At 61.2% G+C, this 17,794-nt stretch carries 16 protein-coding genes; 8 read left to right on the forward strand and 8 right to left on the reverse strand.

Going from position 1 to position 17,794, the window contains the following annotated elements:
* Position 1: 1 nt before the first annotated feature.
* From HCF10_RS19830 to HCF10_RS19850, 5 genes are all read right to left on the reverse strand, one after another.
* Positions 2 to 1,249 (reverse strand): ABC transporter permease, encoded by a 1,248-nt coding sequence (locus tag HCF10_RS19830; RefSeq protein WP_131699134.1) that lies wholly within the window; start codon positions 1,247 to 1,249, stop codon positions 2 to 4.
* 91 nt (positions 1,250 to 1,340) lie between these two features.
* Positions 1,341 to 2,381 (reverse strand): ABC transporter substrate-binding protein, encoded by a 1,041-nt coding sequence (locus tag HCF10_RS19835; RefSeq protein WP_131699133.1) that lies wholly within the window; start codon positions 2,379 to 2,381, stop codon positions 1,341 to 1,343.
* A gap of 44 nt (positions 2,382 to 2,425) precedes the next feature.
* Positions 2,426 to 3,538: an ABC transporter ATP-binding protein gene (locus tag HCF10_RS19840; protein WP_131699132.1), complete on the reverse strand. Its 1,113-nt coding sequence runs from the start codon at positions 3,536 to 3,538 to the stop codon at positions 2,426 to 2,428.
* A 214-nt stretch (positions 3,539 to 3,752) separates the two neighbouring features.
* Complete coding sequence (locus tag HCF10_RS19845; protein ID WP_027605903.1) at positions 3,753 to 4,382, reverse strand: response regulator; 630 nt, start codon at positions 4,380 to 4,382, stop codon at positions 3,753 to 3,755.
* A gap of 18 nt (positions 4,383 to 4,400) precedes the next feature.
* On the reverse strand, positions 4,401 to 6,395 hold the full coding sequence (locus tag HCF10_RS19850; protein WP_167656228.1) for a PAS domain-containing sensor histidine kinase: 1,995 nt from the start codon (positions 6,393 to 6,395) through the stop codon (positions 4,401 to 4,403).
* A 77-nt stretch (positions 6,396 to 6,472) separates the two neighbouring features.
* Between HCF10_RS19850 and HCF10_RS19855 the strand changes: the two genes are divergently transcribed.
* Complete coding sequence (locus HCF10_RS19855; protein ID WP_167656229.1) at positions 6,473 to 7,447, forward strand: alpha/beta hydrolase family protein; 975 nt, start codon at positions 6,473 to 6,475, stop codon at positions 7,445 to 7,447.
* A 44-nt stretch (positions 7,448 to 7,491) separates the two neighbouring features.
* Here HCF10_RS19855 and HCF10_RS19860 read toward each other — a convergent pair whose 3' ends face one another.
* The 3 genes from HCF10_RS19860 to HCF10_RS19870 are packed head-to-tail and all read right to left on the reverse strand — an operon-like array spanning position 7,492 to position 9,957.
* A complete protein-coding gene (locus tag HCF10_RS19860; protein WP_167656230.1) occupies positions 7,492 to 8,259 on the reverse strand; it encodes a TerB family tellurite resistance protein in 768 nt (255 codons plus the stop codon).
* 1 nt (position 8,260) lies between these two features.
* Complete coding sequence (murU, locus tag HCF10_RS19865; RefSeq protein WP_131699128.1) at positions 8,261 to 8,935, reverse strand: N-acetylmuramate alpha-1-phosphate uridylyltransferase MurU; 675 nt, start codon at positions 8,933 to 8,935, stop codon at positions 8,261 to 8,263.
* Positions 8,932 to 9,957 (reverse strand): aminoglycoside phosphotransferase family protein, encoded by a 1,026-nt coding sequence (locus tag HCF10_RS19870; RefSeq protein ID WP_131699127.1) that lies wholly within the window; start codon positions 9,955 to 9,957, stop codon positions 8,932 to 8,934. Before HCF10_RS19870 ends, murU begins: the two co-directional genes overlap by 4 nt.
* Before the next feature lie 130 nt (positions 9,958 to 10,087).
* Here HCF10_RS19870 and HCF10_RS19875 point away from each other — a divergent pair, with 130 nt between their 5' ends.
* The 7 genes from HCF10_RS19875 (at position 10,088) to glpE (ending at position 17,665) form a co-directional block, all read left to right on the forward strand.
* Positions 10,088 to 12,862, forward strand: coding sequence for an LPS-assembly protein LptD (locus tag HCF10_RS19875; protein WP_131699126.1), 2,775 nt, complete (start codon positions 10,088 to 10,090; stop codon positions 12,860 to 12,862).
* Complete coding sequence (locus tag HCF10_RS19880; protein WP_027605910.1) at positions 12,837 to 14,177, forward strand: peptidylprolyl isomerase; 1,341 nt, start codon at positions 12,837 to 12,839, stop codon at positions 14,175 to 14,177. The genes HCF10_RS19875 and HCF10_RS19880 overlap by 26 nt, the downstream gene beginning before the upstream one ends.
* A complete protein-coding gene (pdxA, locus tag HCF10_RS19885) occupies positions 14,174 to 15,163 on the forward strand; it encodes a 4-hydroxythreonine-4-phosphate dehydrogenase PdxA (RefSeq protein ID WP_167656231.1) in 990 nt (329 codons plus the stop codon). The genes HCF10_RS19880 and pdxA overlap by 4 nt, the downstream gene beginning before the upstream one ends.
* Entirely contained in the window at positions 15,160 to 15,972 is an 813-nt protein-coding gene (gene rsmA / locus HCF10_RS19890) for a 16S rRNA (adenine(1518)-N(6)/adenine(1519)-N(6))-dimethyltransferase RsmA (protein WP_131699124.1), read from the forward strand. Before pdxA ends, rsmA begins: the two co-directional genes overlap by 4 nt.
* A gap of 103 nt (positions 15,973 to 16,075) precedes the next feature.
* Complete coding sequence (gene apaG / locus HCF10_RS19895; RefSeq protein WP_027605913.1) at positions 16,076 to 16,456, forward strand: Co2+/Mg2+ efflux protein ApaG; 381 nt, start codon at positions 16,076 to 16,078, stop codon at positions 16,454 to 16,456.
* On the forward strand, positions 16,456 to 17,307 hold the full coding sequence (locus tag HCF10_RS19900; RefSeq protein ID WP_131699123.1) for a symmetrical bis(5'-nucleosyl)-tetraphosphatase: 852 nt from the start codon (positions 16,456 to 16,458) through the stop codon (positions 17,305 to 17,307). The genes apaG and HCF10_RS19900 overlap by 1 nt, the downstream gene beginning before the upstream one ends.
* A 28-nt stretch (positions 17,308 to 17,335) precedes the next feature.
* The gene (glpE, locus tag HCF10_RS19905; RefSeq protein WP_131699122.1) at positions 17,336 to 17,665 is read left to right on the forward strand and encodes a thiosulfate sulfurtransferase GlpE; all 330 of its coding nucleotides are present in this window, start codon (positions 17,336 to 17,338) and stop codon (positions 17,663 to 17,665) included.
* Positions 17,666 to 17,794: the final 129 nt, after the last annotated feature.

A 17,794-nucleotide genomic window follows, 5' to 3' on the forward strand; every position in this document is an offset into this window, starting at 1 on the left:
CTCAGCTCAGGCGCAGGCGGCTGGCGCCCACCAGCCAGTTGTAGATCAGGTACAGCACCACGGTCGCCAGCAGCAGCAAACCGCCCAACGCCGTCGCCATACCCCAGTTGATGCTGGTGTTGGTGTAGAAAGCCACGAAGTAGCTGACCATCTGGTCGTTCGGGCTGCCCAGCAGCGCCGGGGTGATGTAGTAACCAATGGCCAGGATGAACACCAACAGGCATCCGGCGCCGACACCGGCATACGTCTGAGGGAAGTACACGCGCCAGAAGCTGGCGAACGGGTGACAGCCCAGGGAGATGGCCGCACGCATGTAAGTGGGCGAGATGCCTTTCATTACGCTGTAGATCGGCAAAATCATGAACGGCAGCAGGATATGCACCATGGAGATGTAGACCCCGGTGCGGTTGAACACCAGCTCCAGGGGTTTGTCGATCAGGCCGATGCCCATCAGCGCGCTGTTGATCAGCCCGCCGGATTGCAGCAGCACGATCCACGCCGCCACACGCACCAGGATCGAGGTCCAGAACGGCAGCAGCACCAGAATCATCAGCAGGTTACTTTTGCGCGCCGGCAGGTTAGCCAGCAAATACGCCAGCGGATAAGCCAGTAACAGGCAGATGGTGGTGATCACCAGGCCCATCCAGAAGGTGCGGGCGAAGATGTCCAGGTAGATCGCCTGGTCCGGGGTGGCCGGGGCCACTTCACCAAGGTCGTCGATGCGGTGATCGACGGCCGCCAGCAGGTAGAACGGTGTCAGGCTGCTGGTATTGCGCCGGATCGCCTGCCAGTACGCCGGGTCGCCCCAGCGTTCGTCGAGGTTTTCCAGCGCTGCTTTATAAGAGGCAGGCGCTTCGGTAAACGGCAGCGCCCGCGCGGTTTTGGTTAGCAGGCTGCGATAGCCGGCCAGTTCCATGTTCAAGCGTTTGGACAGATCGCCCAGGGTCTGGTTTTTGCGCGCCTCGCCCAGGTCCTCACTCAGAGCCTGATACACCGGTTCACCCGGCAGACCACGACCGTCCCAGGCCGTCACCGCCACCACGGTGCGCGGCAGACCGCCCACCACTTCCGGGTTGCCGACGCTTTTAAACAGCAGCGCAACAATCGGCACCAGGAACACCAGCAGCAAAAACAGCACCAGCGGCGCAATCAAGGCCTGGGCCTTCCATCGATTGAGCCGCTCGGCACGCGCCAGGCGCTGCTTGAGGGTGGGGCTGTTGACCTCGTTCGAGGGAACGGCGATGGCCATGGCTGACTCCGAAACTTGAAAATGAATGCAATCTTTCACACGCAAGAAATCCCCTGTGGGAGGAGGTGGCCCCCCACAGGGTTATGCGGTGTTACTTGGCAGCCCAGGAGTTGAAGCGCTGCTCCAGTTGCTCGCCGTTATCGGCCCAGAAGCTCACATCGATCTGTACCTGATTGGCGATGTTCTCTGGCGTAGTCGGCATATCCTTGAGGATGTCCTTGGCCAGCAGCGGGACGGCTTGGGTGTTGGCCGGCCCGTAGGCGATGTTTTCCGAGTAGGTCTTCTGCTGCTGCGGCTGCACCGAGAAGGCGATGAATTTCTTCGCCGCTTCGGCACGGTCCTTGGCCAGGCCTTTAGGGATGGCCCAAGCGTCGAAGTCGTAAATGCCGCCGTTCCACACCACTTTCAGGTTGCTTTCTTTTTGCACGGCGGCGATGCGGCCGTTGTAGGCCGAGCTCATCACCACGTCACCCGAGGCAAGGTATTGCGGCGGTTGTGCGCCGGCTTCCCACCATTGGATCGACGGCTTGAGTTCGTCGAGCTTCTTGAACGCACGGTCCTGGCCATCTTTGCCGGCCAGCACTTTGTACACGTCCTTCGGCGCCACGCCGTCGGCCATCAAGGCGAATTCCAGGGTGTACTTGGCGCCCTTGCGCAGGCCGCGCTTGCCCGGGAATTTCTTGGTGTCCCAGAAATCCGCCCAACTGGTTGGCGCAGAAGCCAGTTTGTCCGCGTTGTAGGCCAGAACGGTCGACCATACGAAGAAGCCCACGCCGCACGGCTGAATCGCACCCTTCACATAGTCGGCGCTGTTACCGAACAGTTTCGGGTCCAGCGGCTCGAACATGTCTTCGTCACAGCCGCGGGACAATTCCGGCGATTCCACTTCCACCAAGTCCCAGGACACGCTCTTGGTGTCGACCATGGCTTTGACCTTGGCCATCTCACCGTTGTACTCACCGGCGATAATCTTGCCGTTGCCCGCGCTTTCCCACGGTGCATAGAAAGCCTTGACCTGTGCAGCCTTGTTCGCGCCACCAAAGGATACGACGGTCAGGTCCGGACCGGCCATGGCCTGTGTCGCGCCCATCAAGCTCAGGGCCAGGACGGAATATTTCAGGGATCTCAACATTGTTGTTCTCTCCACGTGCAGGGTTGGTGAAGCCATGGGGGCGATCAATTCGCCTCTAGAAGTGGGTCGAGTGCGCGAACGTGCTCGACTTGCCAGCCAATCGGTACCACGTCGCCGACCGTCAGGGCCGGGTCCAGCTCGGCGATCGGTTGTTTCACAAAAAAATCGGCCTTGCCGCAGACTTCCAGGCGCACACGCACGTGGTCGCCCAGGTAGATAAATTCCGCCACCCGTCCGGAGAAACGGTTGACGCAGCTTTCGCTGGAGCCATTGAGGCTGACACGCTCGGGGCGCACCGACAGGGTCACCGGGCCGCCGATCTGGCCGACGTTCACCGCCAGCGCCTCGACCTTCTCGCCGCGCGCCAGCTCTACCACGCAGCGCTCGCCGGTATGGCTGTGCAGGCGGCCATTGAGGCGGTTGTTTTCACCGATGAAGTTGGCGACGAAGGTGTTTTTCGGCTCTTCATACAATGTGCGCGGCGCGGCGATCTGCTGGATCTCGCCCTGATGGAACACCGCCACACGGTCGGACATGGTCAAGGCTTCGCCCTGGTCGTGGGTCACGTACACCACGGTCACGCCGAGGCGCTGGTGCAGGTGCTTGATCTCCATCTGCATGTGTTCGCGCAATTGCTTGTCGAGGGCGCCGAGGGGTTCGTCCATCAGCACCAACTGCGGCTCGAACACCAGTGCCCGGGCCAAGGCCACACGCTGCTGCTGGCCGCCGGACAGTTGCGCCGGATAGCGCTGGGCGAAGGCGTCGAGCTGGACCATGCTCAGCACGCGTTTGACCCGCTCGCTGATATCGGTCTTGCTCAAGCCCCGCACCGACAGCGGGAACGCGAGGTTCTCGGCAACCGTCATGTGCGGGAACAGTGCGTAGTTCTGGAACACCATGCCGATGTCGCGCTTGTGCGGCGGCACGTTGTTGATCGAGCGCCCGGCCAGCTGGATTTCGCCGGCGGTCGGCGTTTCGAAGCCAGCCAGCATCATCAGGCTGGTGGTCTTGCCCGAACCGGAAGGCCCGAGCAAGGTGAGGAACTCGCCCTTGCGAATCTCCAGGTTGAGGTCTTTGACGATCAGGTTCTCGCCGTCGTAGCTCTTCTGCACGCCACGAAAGCTGACCAGCACATCATTTGAATCCGCCTCGCTCATACCCGCACCTTTGTGTTTTGGACTGCTGTGGCACAAGCGTAGTCCAGGCGCGAGCCCCCGAAAATCGGGGGCCAGGAGAGAATCGCATCAGCCGGATGGAAGGTTTGGGGTAGGGATCGCCCTACACGGATGGCGGGGATTGAACAGTGCCCCGGCGGCGTACGCCGAGAATGGCTTTACCGGGGCTCAAGGCCTGTCGCAAACAGGCATGGCGTCACAACAGCTTGTGTTCCATCGCGTACTTCACCAGCTCCGCCAGGGACGTGATATTGAGCTTCTGCATCAGCCGCGCTTTGTGAGTGCTGATGGTCTTGCTGCTCAGCGCCAGTTGCTGGGCGATGTCATTGACGTTGGCGCCCTGGGCCAGGCGCTCGAACACTGAGAATTCACGCTCGGACAGCAGCGAATGCAAGGGCCTCGAGTCGGTCAGGCCGACCTCGAAGACCATGCGGTCTGCCAGGTCCGGGTCGATGTAGCGCCCGCCGGCCGCGACCTTGCGAATCGCCATCAGCAGCAGCGCCGGGTCGCTGTCCTTGGTGGCGTAACCAGCCGCGCCCACCTTCAAGGCGCGGGCGGCCATTTGCGCCTCATCGTGCATCGACAGCACCAGGATTGCCGGCGGATTGCTCAAGGCGCGAATGCGCGCAATCGCTTCCAGGCCATTGACGCCGGGCATCGAGATGTCCAGCAACACCACCTCGCAAGGCACATGGCGCAAGGTCTCCAGCAACTGCTCGCCATTACTCGCCTCGCCCACCACCAGCAGGTCTTTGGCCAGGCCGATCAATTGCTTGATGCCTTCACGAACAATGGTGTGGTCTTCGGCTACCAGTACACGGATCACAAGGGCGTCCTCTTATCGTTATGCATCCAAAGGCACCGTGACACTCAAGGTGGTGCCCTCGCCCAATTGACTGTCCAGGCTCAGTTGCCCGCCCATGATCAGCACCCGCTCGCGCATCCCCACCAGGCCAAACGATACCGGGCGCCCCTGGGCCTGGACGAAACCGACGCCATCGTCGCTGATGGTCAGCCGCAGGTCGTTGCCTTCCAACGCCAGGGTCAGCTCGACAGTATGCGCCTGGGCATGGCGCATCACATTGGTCAGCGCCTCTTGCAGGATACGGAACAGGCCGATGGCCTTGGCATCACTCAAGGTCGGCAGGTTATCCGGTACCTGCACCAGGCAGGGGATTTGCGTGCGCGCTTCGAAACGCCGCGCTTGCCATTCAATCGCCGAGGCAATACCGGCATCGAGAATCGGTGGGCGCAGCGCCGTCGCCACGTCCCGCACCAACTGGAACAGTTGGGCGATCAGGCGCTTCATGCTGTTCAAGCGCTCGTGCAGGCCAGGATCCAGTTGCGCGTAGGACAGCTCGCACATGGAGGTTTCCAGTTTTAGCACCGTGAGCATTTGCCCGAGTTCGTCGTGCACTTCCCGGGCGATGCGGGCCTTTTCTTCCTCGCGCACGGTTTCCAGGTGAGCGGACAACTCGCGCAGTTGCGCTTCACTTTGCATCAACGCGGCCAGGGTGCGGCGCAGTTCGGTGACATCGTTCAGGTAGACCACCAGGTACTCGGCCTCGGCAAATCGCAGAAAGCTCAAGGACACGTTGGCCGGCAGGATGCTGCCATCGGCGCGCAAACAATCGGTGGCGAAATTCTGCGGCCCCTCTTCGCTGGCCCGTGCGCGCTTCCACAGGTTGAGCCAACGGTCCATATCCAGGGTCGGGTCGAGGTCGACCAGCGGTCGTTCGATCAGTGCGCCGGGCTCGTAACCGAGCATGCTTTCGGCCGCACGATTGGCGTAGCGCACATGGCTATCCCAATTGACCCACAGGATGCCGACGGTGCTTTGGTCGATGGAAAACTGCGTCAAGCGCAGCGCTTCGGCACCGGCGGCACGGGCCGCGCTTTCTTCGCGGGCAGCCAGCAGGTCATGCTCCAGCACGCGTTGCTGGCGGCGCAGCCAGAACACCACGGCCAGGCTGGCGAGCAGAAACAGGCCGAGGAGCAGGCTGAGGTTCTGCCAAAGGCCCTTGGATTCGGATAAACGTGGATATTTGGGTTGCAGCCAGCGACTGTGCAGTTGATCCAGGTCGCGGGCCGGGATGGCGCTCAGGGCACTTTCCATGATGCTGGCCAGTTCAGGCCAATCCCGGCGAGTAGCCACCCGCAGCAATTGCGGCAGGCCGATGTCCCCCACCACCGCCAGCCCGCTGAACTCCGCCTCTGCGGACAAGCGGCTTAATTGCGCTTCATCCACAACGGCATAACGCGCCTGCTGGCTGACCAACAATTGCAAGGCCTGGCGCTCCATGGGCACGCCTTGCAGATTGAGGCCGGGGTAGGTACTGCGCAGGTAATCGGCCACGGCGCTGGGCATGCGCACGGCAACACGGGATTGATCGTCGAGCTTCTCCAGGTCCACGGCACCACCGCCCTCGCGAATGCCGACAATATGTTGAGGCACACGCATATACGGGTCGGTGAACTGCCACAGGCGCAAACCGGCCGGGGTTTGCTGCAGGCCGGGGGCAATGTCCACCTCGTCGTCGCGTACCGCCGCTTCCAGTTGTTCCTGATCAGGGAAGTTACGCCAGGTCAGCTCGATGTTCAGCGCCTTGGCCAGCCACTGCATCAACTCGACATTCGCCCCGGACAAGCGCTGCAGACGCCGGTCGTATTGCGCGTAAGGCGCCTGCAACACCACGCCCACCCGCAACTCCGGGTGCCGGGCCAGCCATTCGCGCTGCTGCGCATTAAGCTGCGCCTGCGGTGCGGCAGGCGCGGGGGAAGCGTTTGCCATCAAGGCAAGGCACAAACAGCCGATAACCAGCAGACAGCGAAAACCCATGATCCACGTCTCACATCACTGACAAATACTGACCAACCCATTAGGCTGCTGGAATCACTTCTGGCCGGAAATCAACGATGTCCTATCGAAACCGTTCGGCACTGCCAGCATTGTGCCTGTCACTGCTGTTTACCAGTGCCTTTTCTGCGCAGGCGGCTGAGGCCCCCGCGCCGGCCGCCGAAAAACCCGTCGAACGCCAGCCCCTGCCCGAGCGTAGCCAGGAAGAGGCCAGCGCGCTGGAACGCAAAATTCCGCAGCAGGAACAACAACAGTTGCAGGCCGGCAGTGATTCATTCCTTGCCCTGTGGAAACCGGCCAACAGCGCCGAGCCCGAAGGTGTGGTGATTATCGTACCGGGCGCCGGCGAAAATGCTGACTGGCCGCAAGCAATCGGTCCGTTGCGACAGAAATTGCCGGATGCCAATTGGGGCAGTCTCAGTCTTTCGCTACCGGACGTGAGCGTAGACACCCTGCCGCCGCGCGTCATGGAAGCGCCCAACGCCACCGTCGACACCAGCAGTAAAGAAGCGAGCACCGCCGACAAACCGATCGAGCAAGCTGCCAGCGCCGAGGCGGAAGGCACCGACCCGGCGGTGGTGCCGGGCGCCGACGAGCAGGACAAGACCGACGCCTCGCGCATCTTTGCGCGCATCGATGCCGCCGTGGCCTTTGCCCAGACCCAGAGCGCACGCACTGTGGTGCTGGTGGGCCATGGCACCGGCGCCTGGTGGGCGGCGCGTTACCTGAGTGAAAAACAACCCTCCCAGGTGCAGAAGCTCGTGATGGTCGCGGCCAAGACACCCACCGGGCGCCATCCCGACGTGCAGCAACTGGCCCCCGGCCTGAAACTGCCGACGGCCGACGTCTTCTATCAAGACAACGCTCAAGCACGCAAAAACGCCCTGGCACGCGCCCAGGCCGCGAAGCGTTTGAAGAATGATGGTTATAAGCAGGTGTCATTGAAGACCCTGCCCGGCAACAGCGCCGCCGAGCAGGAACAGTTGTATCGCCGGATTCGCGGCTGGTTGAGCCCGCAGGCCAGCGCCGACTGAGGATCAGCGCAAAACCAATGTGGTTATCCGTGAAAGAGTGGCCTCTAACGAAAATCCCGGCGCTCGCGAATCAACGCATAGGCGTTGTGCAATTCACGGGTGCGCTCGGTCGCCTCACGCACTTGCGCAGGGCTGGCACCACTGCCGGCCACCTTGTCCGGATGGTGACGGCTCAGCAGACGGCGATAGGCACGCTTGATGGCCGAGGGCTCTGTGGTAGCTGTCACACCGAGCAAGCGCAATGCTTCCTGATAGGTCGTACCGCGATTGACCAGCGGCTTGCGCTCAGGAGTGTAGTCGGCCGCCAATGCCTGGAGCTGTTGCGGTGTCCAGCCCAACCACTTACCCCACAGGTCGATCAAATCACGCTCGGCGTCATCCGCCTTGCCGTCCGCCCAGACCATCCGCCAACACGCACGCAACACACCTTCCGCCGCATGGGGTTGGGACTTGAGCACACGCAGGTAGCGGCGCACCCGGTCGGAACCGGATTTGCCTCGGTTGAACGCCGCAATCGCGCGGCGCTGGGCCGACTCGGTCATGTCCAGCGAGCGCATTTCTTGCCGCGCCTGCTGGATATGCCCGTCCACCACCCGCCCGTTGCTTTTGGCCAGGCGCCCGAGCAACACAAACAATAATTCGTCATTGCGTAACGCCGGACGCCCGCCCAAGCGCTCGCGCAACTGTGCCCAACTGTGCAATTGCATTCGGCGATCCAGCGCCTGCCCCAACAGCGCACCTAACAAGGCCCCCGGAATACTGGCAATGGCAAAGCCAGCCCCGGCGCCGATCAGCGTCCCTGGCCACAACATGCTACTGCCCCGCTGTCAGCAGGGTTTCGACGTGCGCCAGGCGCTCCAGCGTGCCGACATCAATCCAGTGTCCCGCCATGTGTTCCCCCGTTACCAAACCTTTCGCCATGGCCGCACGCAGCAGCGGCGCCAGCTTGAAGGCACCGGCGCTGCAACCCTCGAACAGCCGGGGGTCTAGCACTGAAATGCCACTGAAGGTCAGGTTATCGGCACCGGGCGCCGCATCATGAAGCAAGCCCTGATCAAGGTAGAAATCACCCCCCGAGGGATGATGTGCCGGGTTGTCGACCATCACCAGATGGGCCAGGCCCTGGAGCGGTTGCTTGAGCCGAGTGAAGTCGTAGTCGGTCCAGATATCGCCGTTGACCACCAGGAACGGCTCATCCCCCAGCAACGGCAGCGCCTGGAAAATCCCGCCACCGGTTTCCAGCGGTTCGCCCTCCGGGGAGTAGCGAATGCGCAGGCCGAACTGCGCACCATCGCCCAGATAGCTTTCGATCTGCTGGCCGAGCCAGGCATGGTTGATAACGATATCGGTGAAACCGGCCTTGGCCAGCGCCTCCAGGTGGTACTCGATCAGGCGCTTGCCGCCGGCCTGCACCAACGGCTTGGGGGTGTGCAACGTCAGCGGGCGCATCCGCTCGCCTTTGCCGGCGGCCAGGATCATGGCCTTCATACGCTGGCCTCAACGGGTTGGCGCAGGCTGGTCAGCAACTCGCCCAATTCGCTCAACTCCGCACGATCCGCGAGCACCGCCTCTATATAAGCAAAGAAGCGCGGCACATCGGCCAGATAGCGAGGCTTGCCGTCGCGATGGCAGATGCGCGCAAAGATACCGATGACCTTGAGGTGGCGCTGCACGCCCATCAGGTCGCTGGCGCGCAGGAAATCTTCAAAGTCCGGTTGTACCGGAATGCCGACCTGGGCCGCACGCTCCCAATAGCCGCGTTGCCATTCGCGTACGCGGGCCTGGGGCCAACTGAGGAAGGCGTCCTTGAACAGGCAGGTGATGTCGTAGGTGACCGGACCATACACTGCATCCTGGAAATCCAGCACGCCAGGGTTCGGCTCGCTGATCATCAGGTTGCGTGGCATATAGTCGCGGTGCACCAGCACTTTGGGTTGCGCCAGGGCGCTGTCGATCAAGTGATCGCTGACACGCTGCCAAAGTGCCTGTTGCTGAGTATCCAGCTCGATACCCAAGTGTCGGCGCACGTACCATTCAGGAAACAATTCGAGCTCGCGTCGCAGCAAGGCGACGTCATAGCTGGGCAATGGCGCGTCCATCGGCAACTGCTGATAAGCCAGCAAGGCGTCGATGGCATCAGCAAACAACTGATCGGCGTTTTCGTCGTTTATCACGTCCAGATAGGTTTTTCTGCCCAGGTCATTGAGCAAAAGAAAGCCTCGGGGCAAGTCTTGCGCATAAATTTTCGGAACATTTATTCCCGAAGTGGATAGCAAATACGCGATATCGACGAAAGGTTTGCAGTTTTCCTGGGGGGGTGGCGCGTCCATTATCACGAAAGTTCGACCGCCGCCGTCCCAACGGAAATAGCGCCTGAAACTCGCGTCGCTGCTGGCCGCAGTCAATGTGGCCGGGGGTACGGCACCCCAGCCTTGAGCGTTGAAAAGGATCGGCAACTGCTCATCCAGCCAGACTTCCAGCTGTTGTAAACGTAGATCTTGCTCGGGCATTACAAGGGTCTCCGACGGCGCTAGCCGTCAAGCGGGGCATGCTTTATTATCACGCATCTTTTTCAGACCATCGAGAGGCGTGCGGCCCAAACCGCGGGCAGATGGCACGCAGGAAGCCCGGACTAATAAGATGGCATTGAAATCCCCCGCGTTTCGTAGAAAATTTCCGTTGCTGGTAACCGGCAGTCTGCTGGCCATGCAACCCTTCGCCACCTCATTCGTGGTCGCCGCGGAACAGTATGACTGCTCAGTCTCTGCTTCGGGTGCCTGGGACTGCGCGCCGAAGACCGCCGCCGCCCCATTGCCACCGCGCCCGGTGCATGACGGCGCGGCCGTCAGCTCGGCCAACAGCACGGCGCAGGCCGACGCTGGCGGCAGTGCCGAAGCCGAGCCGAAGACCGCACTGGTCACCGAGTCCAAGGGCCGTGGCCTGCGTTCGCGCAGCGCCGACTACAGCCACTTGGACTGGGTGCCTCGCGAAAAGTTGACCGCAGCCCAGCTGGCAGAAACCGGTCCTTACTGCGGCGGTGCGTACATCGAGCCAACTCGTCCTGGCATGAACGACAAGACGAACAAAAGCGATGCGCCCACCTTCATCGGTGCCAAGGCCTCTCGTTACGAGCAGGAACAACAAGTCGCAACCCTGGCCGGTGACGTCGTCATGCGCCAGGGCAGCATGCAGCTGGAGTCGGAAGAAGCCAGCCTGTATCAGGCCGAGAACCGTGGTGAGCTGAACGGTAACGTGCGACTGCGCGACAACGGTGCCTTGATCGTCGGCGACCACGCCCAGGTTCAGCTGGACACCGGCGCGGCGCAGATCGACAACGCCGAATACGTGATGCACAAGTCGCGTATCCGCGGTAACGCGCTGTACGCCAAGCGCGCCGAAAACGCGATCATCCGTCTCAAGGACGGTACGTACACCACCTGCGAGCCGGACAGCAACGCCTGGCAGCTCAAGGGCAACAACATAACGTTGAACCCGGCCACCGGTTTCGGTACGGCCACCAACGCGACGTTGCGGATCAAGAACATCCCGATCCTGTACACCCCTTACATCTATTTCCCGATCGACGACCGTCGTCAGTCCGGCTTCCTGCCACCGAGCTTCAGCACCGGCAGCGAAACCGGCTTCACCCTGGTCACGCCGTACTACTTCAACCTGGCGCCAAACTACGATGCCACGTTGTACCCGCAATACATGACCAAGCGCGGCATGATGATGGAAGGCGAATTCCGCTACCTCACCAAGTCCAGCGAAGGTCAGTTCGGCGGCGCGTACCTGAACGACGACAGCGACGAACGCAAGCTGCAGACCGATTACGACAAAACCCGCTACATGCTCAATTGGCAGCACAAAGGTGGCTTGGATTCGCGTGTACTGACCCAGGTCGACTACACCAAGATCAGTGACCCTTACTACTTCCAGGACCTCAAGTCCTATCAGGAGGGTGTTGAGAGCCGGACCTTCGTCAACCAACAGGGCTCCGTGGCCTATCGCGGCGACTCCTTCCAGGCGCGCTTGAATGTCCAGGCTTATCAGCTGGCGACGATTTCCCAGATCACACCGTATGACCGGCTGCCACAGATCACCTTCAATGGTGCCCTACCTTACAGCCCGGGGGGCTTGCAGTTCGCTTATGAAACCGAAGCTGTAAGATTTGATCGGGATCTTGAGAACGGCGACTTCACCGATAAAGACGGTGTCACCAGCGCTCGACTGGATACCAACGTGAGGGGCCTGACCCGCGCAAACGGCACGCGCCTGAACCTGGCACCGAGCATTTCGCTTCCGCTTAATACGACGTACGGTTTCATCACGCCGAAGCTGAAATACGTTTACACCAAGTACGACCTCGATCTCGATACCATCGGCAAGAACTCGCTGGCTGCTGGGGACGAATTCAAAAGTTCTCAAAGCCGCGCCGTTCCAATTGCCAGCGTCGACAGCGGCCTGTACTTCGACCGCAACACCAACTGGTTCGGCAAGGAATATCGCCAGACCCTGGAGCCGCGTGCGTTCTACCTTTACGTTCCAAACAAAGACCAGAGCGATATTCCTGTCTTTGATACCAGCGAGTACTCGTTCAGCTACGCCTCGCTTTTCCGTGACAACCGCTTCAGTGGTTCCGACCGCATCGGCGATGAGAACAAACTGTCGCTCGGCCTGACCAACCGCTGGATCGAAGAAAACGGCTTCGAACGTCAACGCGTCAGCGTCGGCCAGGCTGTGTATTTCAAGGACCGCGAAGTTCAACTGCCGGGCGTGCTGGCAGCCGACCGTGCCGATGCGCAGTCCGATGTATCGCCTGTTGCGCTGGACTACGAGTTCCGCTTCAACCGCGACTGGCGCGCCACTGCCGACTACAACTGGGACACCGAGGAGCACAGCCCTCGTTCCGGTAGCGCGATGCTTCACTACCAGCCGGAAGACAACCCGAACAAGATCATCAACGTCGGTTATCGCTATCGTAACGATCAGGTCGTCTACAACCAGCTGACCGGCAAATGGCAGTTCGGCGGTGACTACGGACAGCCAGGCGATCCGAACTTCGTGAAGGATTACTACAAAATCCAACAACACGACTTCTCGATGATGTGGCCGATCATTCCCCAGTGGAACCTGATCACCCGCTGGCAGTATGACTACGCTCGCAACCGTACCCTGGAAGCCTTCGGTGGTTTCGAGTACGACAACTGCTGCTGGAAACTGCGCGTCATCAACCGTTACTGGGTTTCCAACGACGAATACAGCCAGATCGCCCCGCTTAACGAAAAGGGTGACCACGGGCTCTTCCTGCAGATCGTCCTCAAAGGACTCGGCGGCCTGACCGGCGCCAAGGTAGAGAGCTTCCTCGACAAAGGCATTGAAGGTTATCGTGAACGTGAAGACCAAGCTTTCTGATTGTCTGCGCCCGCTAGTGCTGGGCGCGCTGTTCCTGGGCACCGTATCGGCTCACGCTGCGGTTCAGCAACTGGATAAAGTAGTGGCCATCGTCGATAACGACGTGATCATGCAGAGCCAACTGGACCAGCGCGTCAAGGAAGTGCAGCAAACCATCGCCAAGCGTGGCGGTGGCGTGCCACCTACCAGCGTGCTGGACCAACAGGTACTGGAGCGCCTGATCGTCGAAAACCTGCAACTGCAGATCGGCGAGCGTTCCGGCATCCGTATTTCGGACGAAGAATTGAACCAGGCGGTCGGCACCATCGCTCAACGCAACAACATGAGCATTGATCAATTCCGCGCAGCCCTGGCCCACGACGGTCTTTCATATGAAGACGCCCGTGACCAGATCCGCCGCGAAATGATCATCAGCCGTGTGCGTCAGCGTCGCGTTGCCGAGCGAGTTCAGGTGTCCGAGCAGGAAGTGAAGAACTTCCTGGCCTCAGATTTGGGCAAGATGCAGCTTTCCGAAGAACTGCACCTGGCCAATATCCTGATCCCGACCCCGGACAGCGCCAACTCCGAGCAACTGAACGCGGCAGCGGCGAAAACCCAGGCTATCTATGATCGCCTGAAAGCCGGTGCTGACTTTGCCCAGATGGCCATTGCCCAGTCCGGCAGCGACAACGCCCTTGAAGGTGGCGATATGGGCTGGCGTAAAGCTGCTCAACTGCCACCTCCGTTCGACCGTGAACTGAGTGCCATGGAAGTGGGTGGCATCACCCAGCCAGCCCGCACCCCAGGCGGCTTCATCATCCTGAAGTTGCTGGAACGTCGCGGTGGCGAGACCTCGCTGAAAGACGAAGTGCATGTTCGTCATATTCTGGTCAAACCAAGCGAAATTCGCACCGAAGCACAAACCAAGGAACTGGCCCAGAAGATCTATGACCGCATCGAAAGCGGTGAAGACTTTGCCACCCTGGCCAAGAGCTTCTCGGAAGACCCGGGTTCCGCCCTCAACGGCGGCGACCTGAACTGGATCGACCCGAAAGCCTTGGTGCCCGAGTTCCAGCAGGTGATGGCCGATACTCCGCAAGGCGTACTGTCCAAGCCGTTCAAAACCCAATATGGCTGGCATGTGCTGGAAGTCCTTGGCCGTCGCGCCACCGACAACACCAGCCAAGCCCGCGAGCAGCAGGCTCTGAACGTACTGCGTAACCGCAAATACGACGAAGAGCTGCAAACCTGGCTACGTCAGATCCGTGACGAAGCCTACGTGGAAAACAAGCTGCCAGGCGCCGAGCAAACAGGCACCGACCAGGCAGCTCCGTGAAACCCCAGCGTTTCGCCGTGACACCCGGCGAGCCGGCCGGCATTGGTCCAGACCTGTGCCTGCTGCTCGCCTCGCAGCCCCAGCCTCACCCCCTGATTGCCATTACCAGCCGCGACCTCCTCCTTGAGCGGGCCGCGCAGCTGGGTGTGGTCGTCAATCTGCTGGACGTGGCACCGGGCAACTGGCCCGACCTGCCGGCAGCCGCTGGCAGCTTGTATGTGTGGAACACCCCGCTGCACGCCAAGGTCGTTGCCGGAGAACTCGACAGGGCCAACGCGGCGTTCGTCCTGGAAACCTTGACCCGCGCGGGGCAAGGCTGCATCGACGGCGACTTCGCCGGCATGATCACCGCGCCCGTCCACAAGGGCGTGATCAACGAATCGGGCATTGCGTTTTCCGGCCATACCGAATTCCTGGCCGAGCTGACCAACACCGCTCAAGTCGTCATGATGCTGGCAACACGCGGCCTGCGGGTCGCCCTGGTGACCACGCACCTGCCATTGCGCGACATTGCCGACGCCATCACCGCCGAGCGTGTGGAGCGCGTTACGCGCATCCTGCATGCCGACCTGCAACAAAAATTCGGCATCGCCCAACCGCGCATTCTGGTCTGCGGGCTCAACCCCCACGCCGGCGAAGGCGGACACTTGGGCCATGAAGAAATAGACATCATTGAACCAACCCTGGAGCGTCTGCGCCAAGAAGGCATGGACCTGCGCGGCCCACTGCCAGCAGACACTCTGTTTACCCCAAAATATCTGGAGCACTGCGACGCAGTGCTGGCGATGTACCATGACCAGGGGCTGCCGGTGCTGAAGTACAAAGGTTTCGGCGCCGCGGTCAACGTGACGCTGGGCCTGCCGATCATCCGCACCTCCGTCGACCATGGCACCGCCCTGGACCTGGCGGGCAGCGGCAAGATCGATACCGGCAGCCTGCACGTGGCCCTGGAAACCGCCTATCAGATGGCCGAGACCCGTATATGACCGAGCATTACCAACACCGGGCGCGTAAGCGCTTCGGGCAAAACTTCCTGCACGACGCTGGCGTGATCGACCGTATCCTGCGCTCCATCCATGCCAAGCCAGAAGACCGTCTGCTGGAAATCGGCCCGGGCCAGGGCGCGCTGACCCAAGGCTTGCTCGCCAGCGGCGGCCAACTGGACGTGGTTGAACTGGACAAGGACCTGATCCCCATCCTCAACCAGCAGTTCGCCGACAAGCCCAATTTCAACCTGCATCAGGGCGATGCACTGAAGTTCGACTTCAATACCCTCAACGCCGCGCCCAACAGCCTGCGCGTGGTGGGTAACCTGCCGTACAACATCTCCACACCGCTGATTTTCCACCTGCTGAACAACGCCGGGATCATCCGCGACATGCACTTCATGCTGCAGAAAGAAGTGGTGGAACGCCTGGCCGCCGGCCCAGGTGGTGGTGATTGGGGTCGCCTGTCGATCATGGTTCAGTACCACTGCCGCGTCGAACACCTGTTCAATGTCGGCCCGGGTGCGTTCAACCCACCGCCGAAGGTCGATTCGGCCATCGTGCGCCTGGTGCCTCACGCCGTACTGCCGCACCCGGCCAAGGATCACAAATTGCTGGAACGCGTGGTACGTGAAGCGTTCAACCAACGCCGCAAGACCCTGCGCAACACGCTCAAGGCGCTGCTGAGCAACGCCGAGATCGAAGCCGCCGGCGTCGACGGCAGCCTGCGCCCAGAGCAACTGGACCTGGCCGCGTTCGTGCGTCTGGCCGACCAGCTTGCCATCCAGCCTGCGCCGTCCGCCGACTGAAGCACCCAGGCATGGCCAGACACATGTCTGGCCTAGTGCCCACCTCTTGGCCTAGACTGATCCGCATCTGCTGTCCTCCGCTTTTGCTTTTAAGGCCTCTTGCATGTCCGATCCTCGCTACCAGATCGACGTCAGCGTCGTCACCCGCTTCCTGGCGGACCAATCGCAACCTGAACAGAACCGCTTCGCCTTTGCCTACACCATCACGGTGAAAAACAACGGCCAGGTGCCGGCCAAGCTGCTGTCACGCCACTGGGTGATCACCGACGGTGACGGTCAGGTCGAGGAAGTTCGCGGCGCAGGCGTTGTCGGCCAACAACCGTTGATCGACATCGGCGCCAGCCACACCTACAGCAGCGGCACGGTAATGACCTCCAAGGTCGGCACCATGCAAGGCTCGTATCAGATGAAAGCCACTGACGGCAAACTGTTCGACGCCATCATCAAGCCTTTTCGCCTCGCCGTACCAGGGGCCCTGCACTGATGGCAACGTACGCGGTCGGCGACCTGCAAGGCTGCCTGGAGCCCCTCAAGTGCCTGCTTGAACGGGTGGCCTTCGATCCGGCGAATGATCGCCTGTGGCTGGTAGGCGACCTGGTCAATCGCGGCCCCGAGTCCCTGGAAACGCTACGTTACCTGTATAGCGTGCGCGATTCCCTGGTGTGCGTACTGGGCAACCATGACCTGCACCTGCTGGCGGCCGGCAGTAACATCGAGCGCCTGAAAAAGGGCGATACCTTGCGCGAAATCCTCGAAGCGCCAGATCGCGCGCAACTGCTTGACTGGCTGCGTCGGCAAAAGATCATGCATTACGACGAAAGCCGCAATATGGCCTTGGTCCATGCCGGTATCCCGCCGCAGTGGACGCTGAAAAAAGCCCTCAAGTGCGCCGCCGAAGTCGAAAACGCCCTGGCCGATGACAGCCTGTACACCGCCTACCTCGACGGCATGTATGGCAACGAGCCAGTGAAGTGGGACAACGACCTCACTGGCGCGGCCCGCCTACGGGTGATTACCAACTATTTCACACGCATGCGCTTCTGCACTGCCGAGGGCAAGCTGGACCTCAAGAGCAAGGAAGGCGCCGACACGGCGCTGCCCGGCTACAAACCGTGGTTTGCCCACAAGGAACGCAAGACCCGCGACACCAGGATCATCTTTGGTCACTGGGCAGCCCTTGAAGGCAAGTGCGACGAACCTGGCGTGTTTGCCCTCGACACCGGCTGCGTGTGGGGCGGCGCCATGACCTTGATGAACATCGACACCGGCGAGCGCCTGAGCTGCCAGTGCGAATCTCCCCTTCCCGTTACACTGCCAGCTGCCGCCAAACGCTAGTCCCGCAGCCATGCACAAGGAGCCCACCATGAGCGAATTCAAACGTATCCCTCCCGAACAAGCCCAAGCCCTGCGCGAGCAAGGTGCGGTGGTGGTCGATATCCGCGACCAGCCGACTTACGCCGCCGCTCACATCGCCGGCGCCCAGCACCTGGACAACGTCAACATCGCCGATTTCATCCGCGCCGCCGACCTTGACGCGCCGGTGATCGTGGCCTGCTACCACGGCAATTCCAGCCAAAGCGCCGCCGCCTACCTGATCAGCCAGGGCTTCTCCGACGTCTATAGCCTGGACGGCGGCTTTGAGCTATGGCGTACGACCTATCCTGCAGAAATTTCATCCGGCGATTCGCAATAATTTTTTTCACACACCGCTACCCCGCGTGACGCTTGGGCTCGCGCCGTTTCTGACGAACGGCGCAGGCAAACTAATTGCTCATCGTCCCTTGCCCTCTCCGATTCCGACTATCCTTAAGCCCAGGCCATC

The organism is Pseudomonas sp. B14(2022) (genome assembly GCF_012030485.1).
In the GTDB taxonomy this organism is placed as follows: Bacteria; Pseudomonadota; Gammaproteobacteria; order Pseudomonadales; family Pseudomonadaceae; genus Aquipseudomonas.

Coding starts and splice junctions, on each gene's coding strand:
- HCF10_RS19830 (WP_131699134.1), bottom strand. CDS start 1,249: ATGGCCATCGCCGTTCCCTCGAACGAGGTCAACAGCCCCACCCTCAAG.
- HCF10_RS19835 (WP_131699133.1), bottom strand. CDS start 2,381: ATGTTGAGATCCCTGAAATATTCCGTCCTGGCCCTGAGCTTGATGGGC.
- HCF10_RS19840 (WP_131699132.1), bottom strand. CDS start 3,538: ATGAGCGAGGCGGATTCAAATGATGTGCTGGTCAGCTTTCGTGGCGTG.
- HCF10_RS19850 (WP_167656228.1), bottom strand. CDS start 6,395: ATGGGTTTTCGCTGTCTGCTGGTTATCGGCTGTTTGTGCCTTGCCTTG.
- HCF10_RS19855 (WP_167656229.1), top strand. CDS start 6,473: ATGTCCTATCGAAACCGTTCGGCACTGCCAGCATTGTGCCTGTCACTG.
- HCF10_RS19860 (WP_167656230.1), bottom strand. CDS start 8,259: ATGTTGTGGCCAGGGACGCTGATCGGCGCCGGGGCTGGCTTTGCCATT.
- murU (WP_131699128.1), bottom strand. CDS start 8,935: ATGAAGGCCATGATCCTGGCCGCCGGCAAAGGCGAGCGGATGCGCCCG.
- HCF10_RS19870 (WP_131699127.1), bottom strand. CDS start 9,957: ATGCCCGAGCAAGATCTACGTTTACAACAGCTGGAAGTCTGGCTGGAT.
- HCF10_RS19875 (WP_131699126.1), top strand. CDS start 10,088: ATGGCATTGAAATCCCCCGCGTTTCGTAGAAAATTTCCGTTGCTGGTA.
- rsmA (WP_131699124.1), top strand. CDS start 15,160: ATGACCGAGCATTACCAACACCGGGCGCGTAAGCGCTTCGGGCAAAAC.
- apaG (WP_027605913.1), top strand. CDS start 16,076: ATGTCCGATCCTCGCTACCAGATCGACGTCAGCGTCGTCACCCGCTTC.
- HCF10_RS19900 (WP_131699123.1), top strand. CDS start 16,456: ATGGCAACGTACGCGGTCGGCGACCTGCAAGGCTGCCTGGAGCCCCTC.
- glpE (WP_131699122.1), top strand. CDS start 17,336: ATGAGCGAATTCAAACGTATCCCTCCCGAACAAGCCCAAGCCCTGCGC.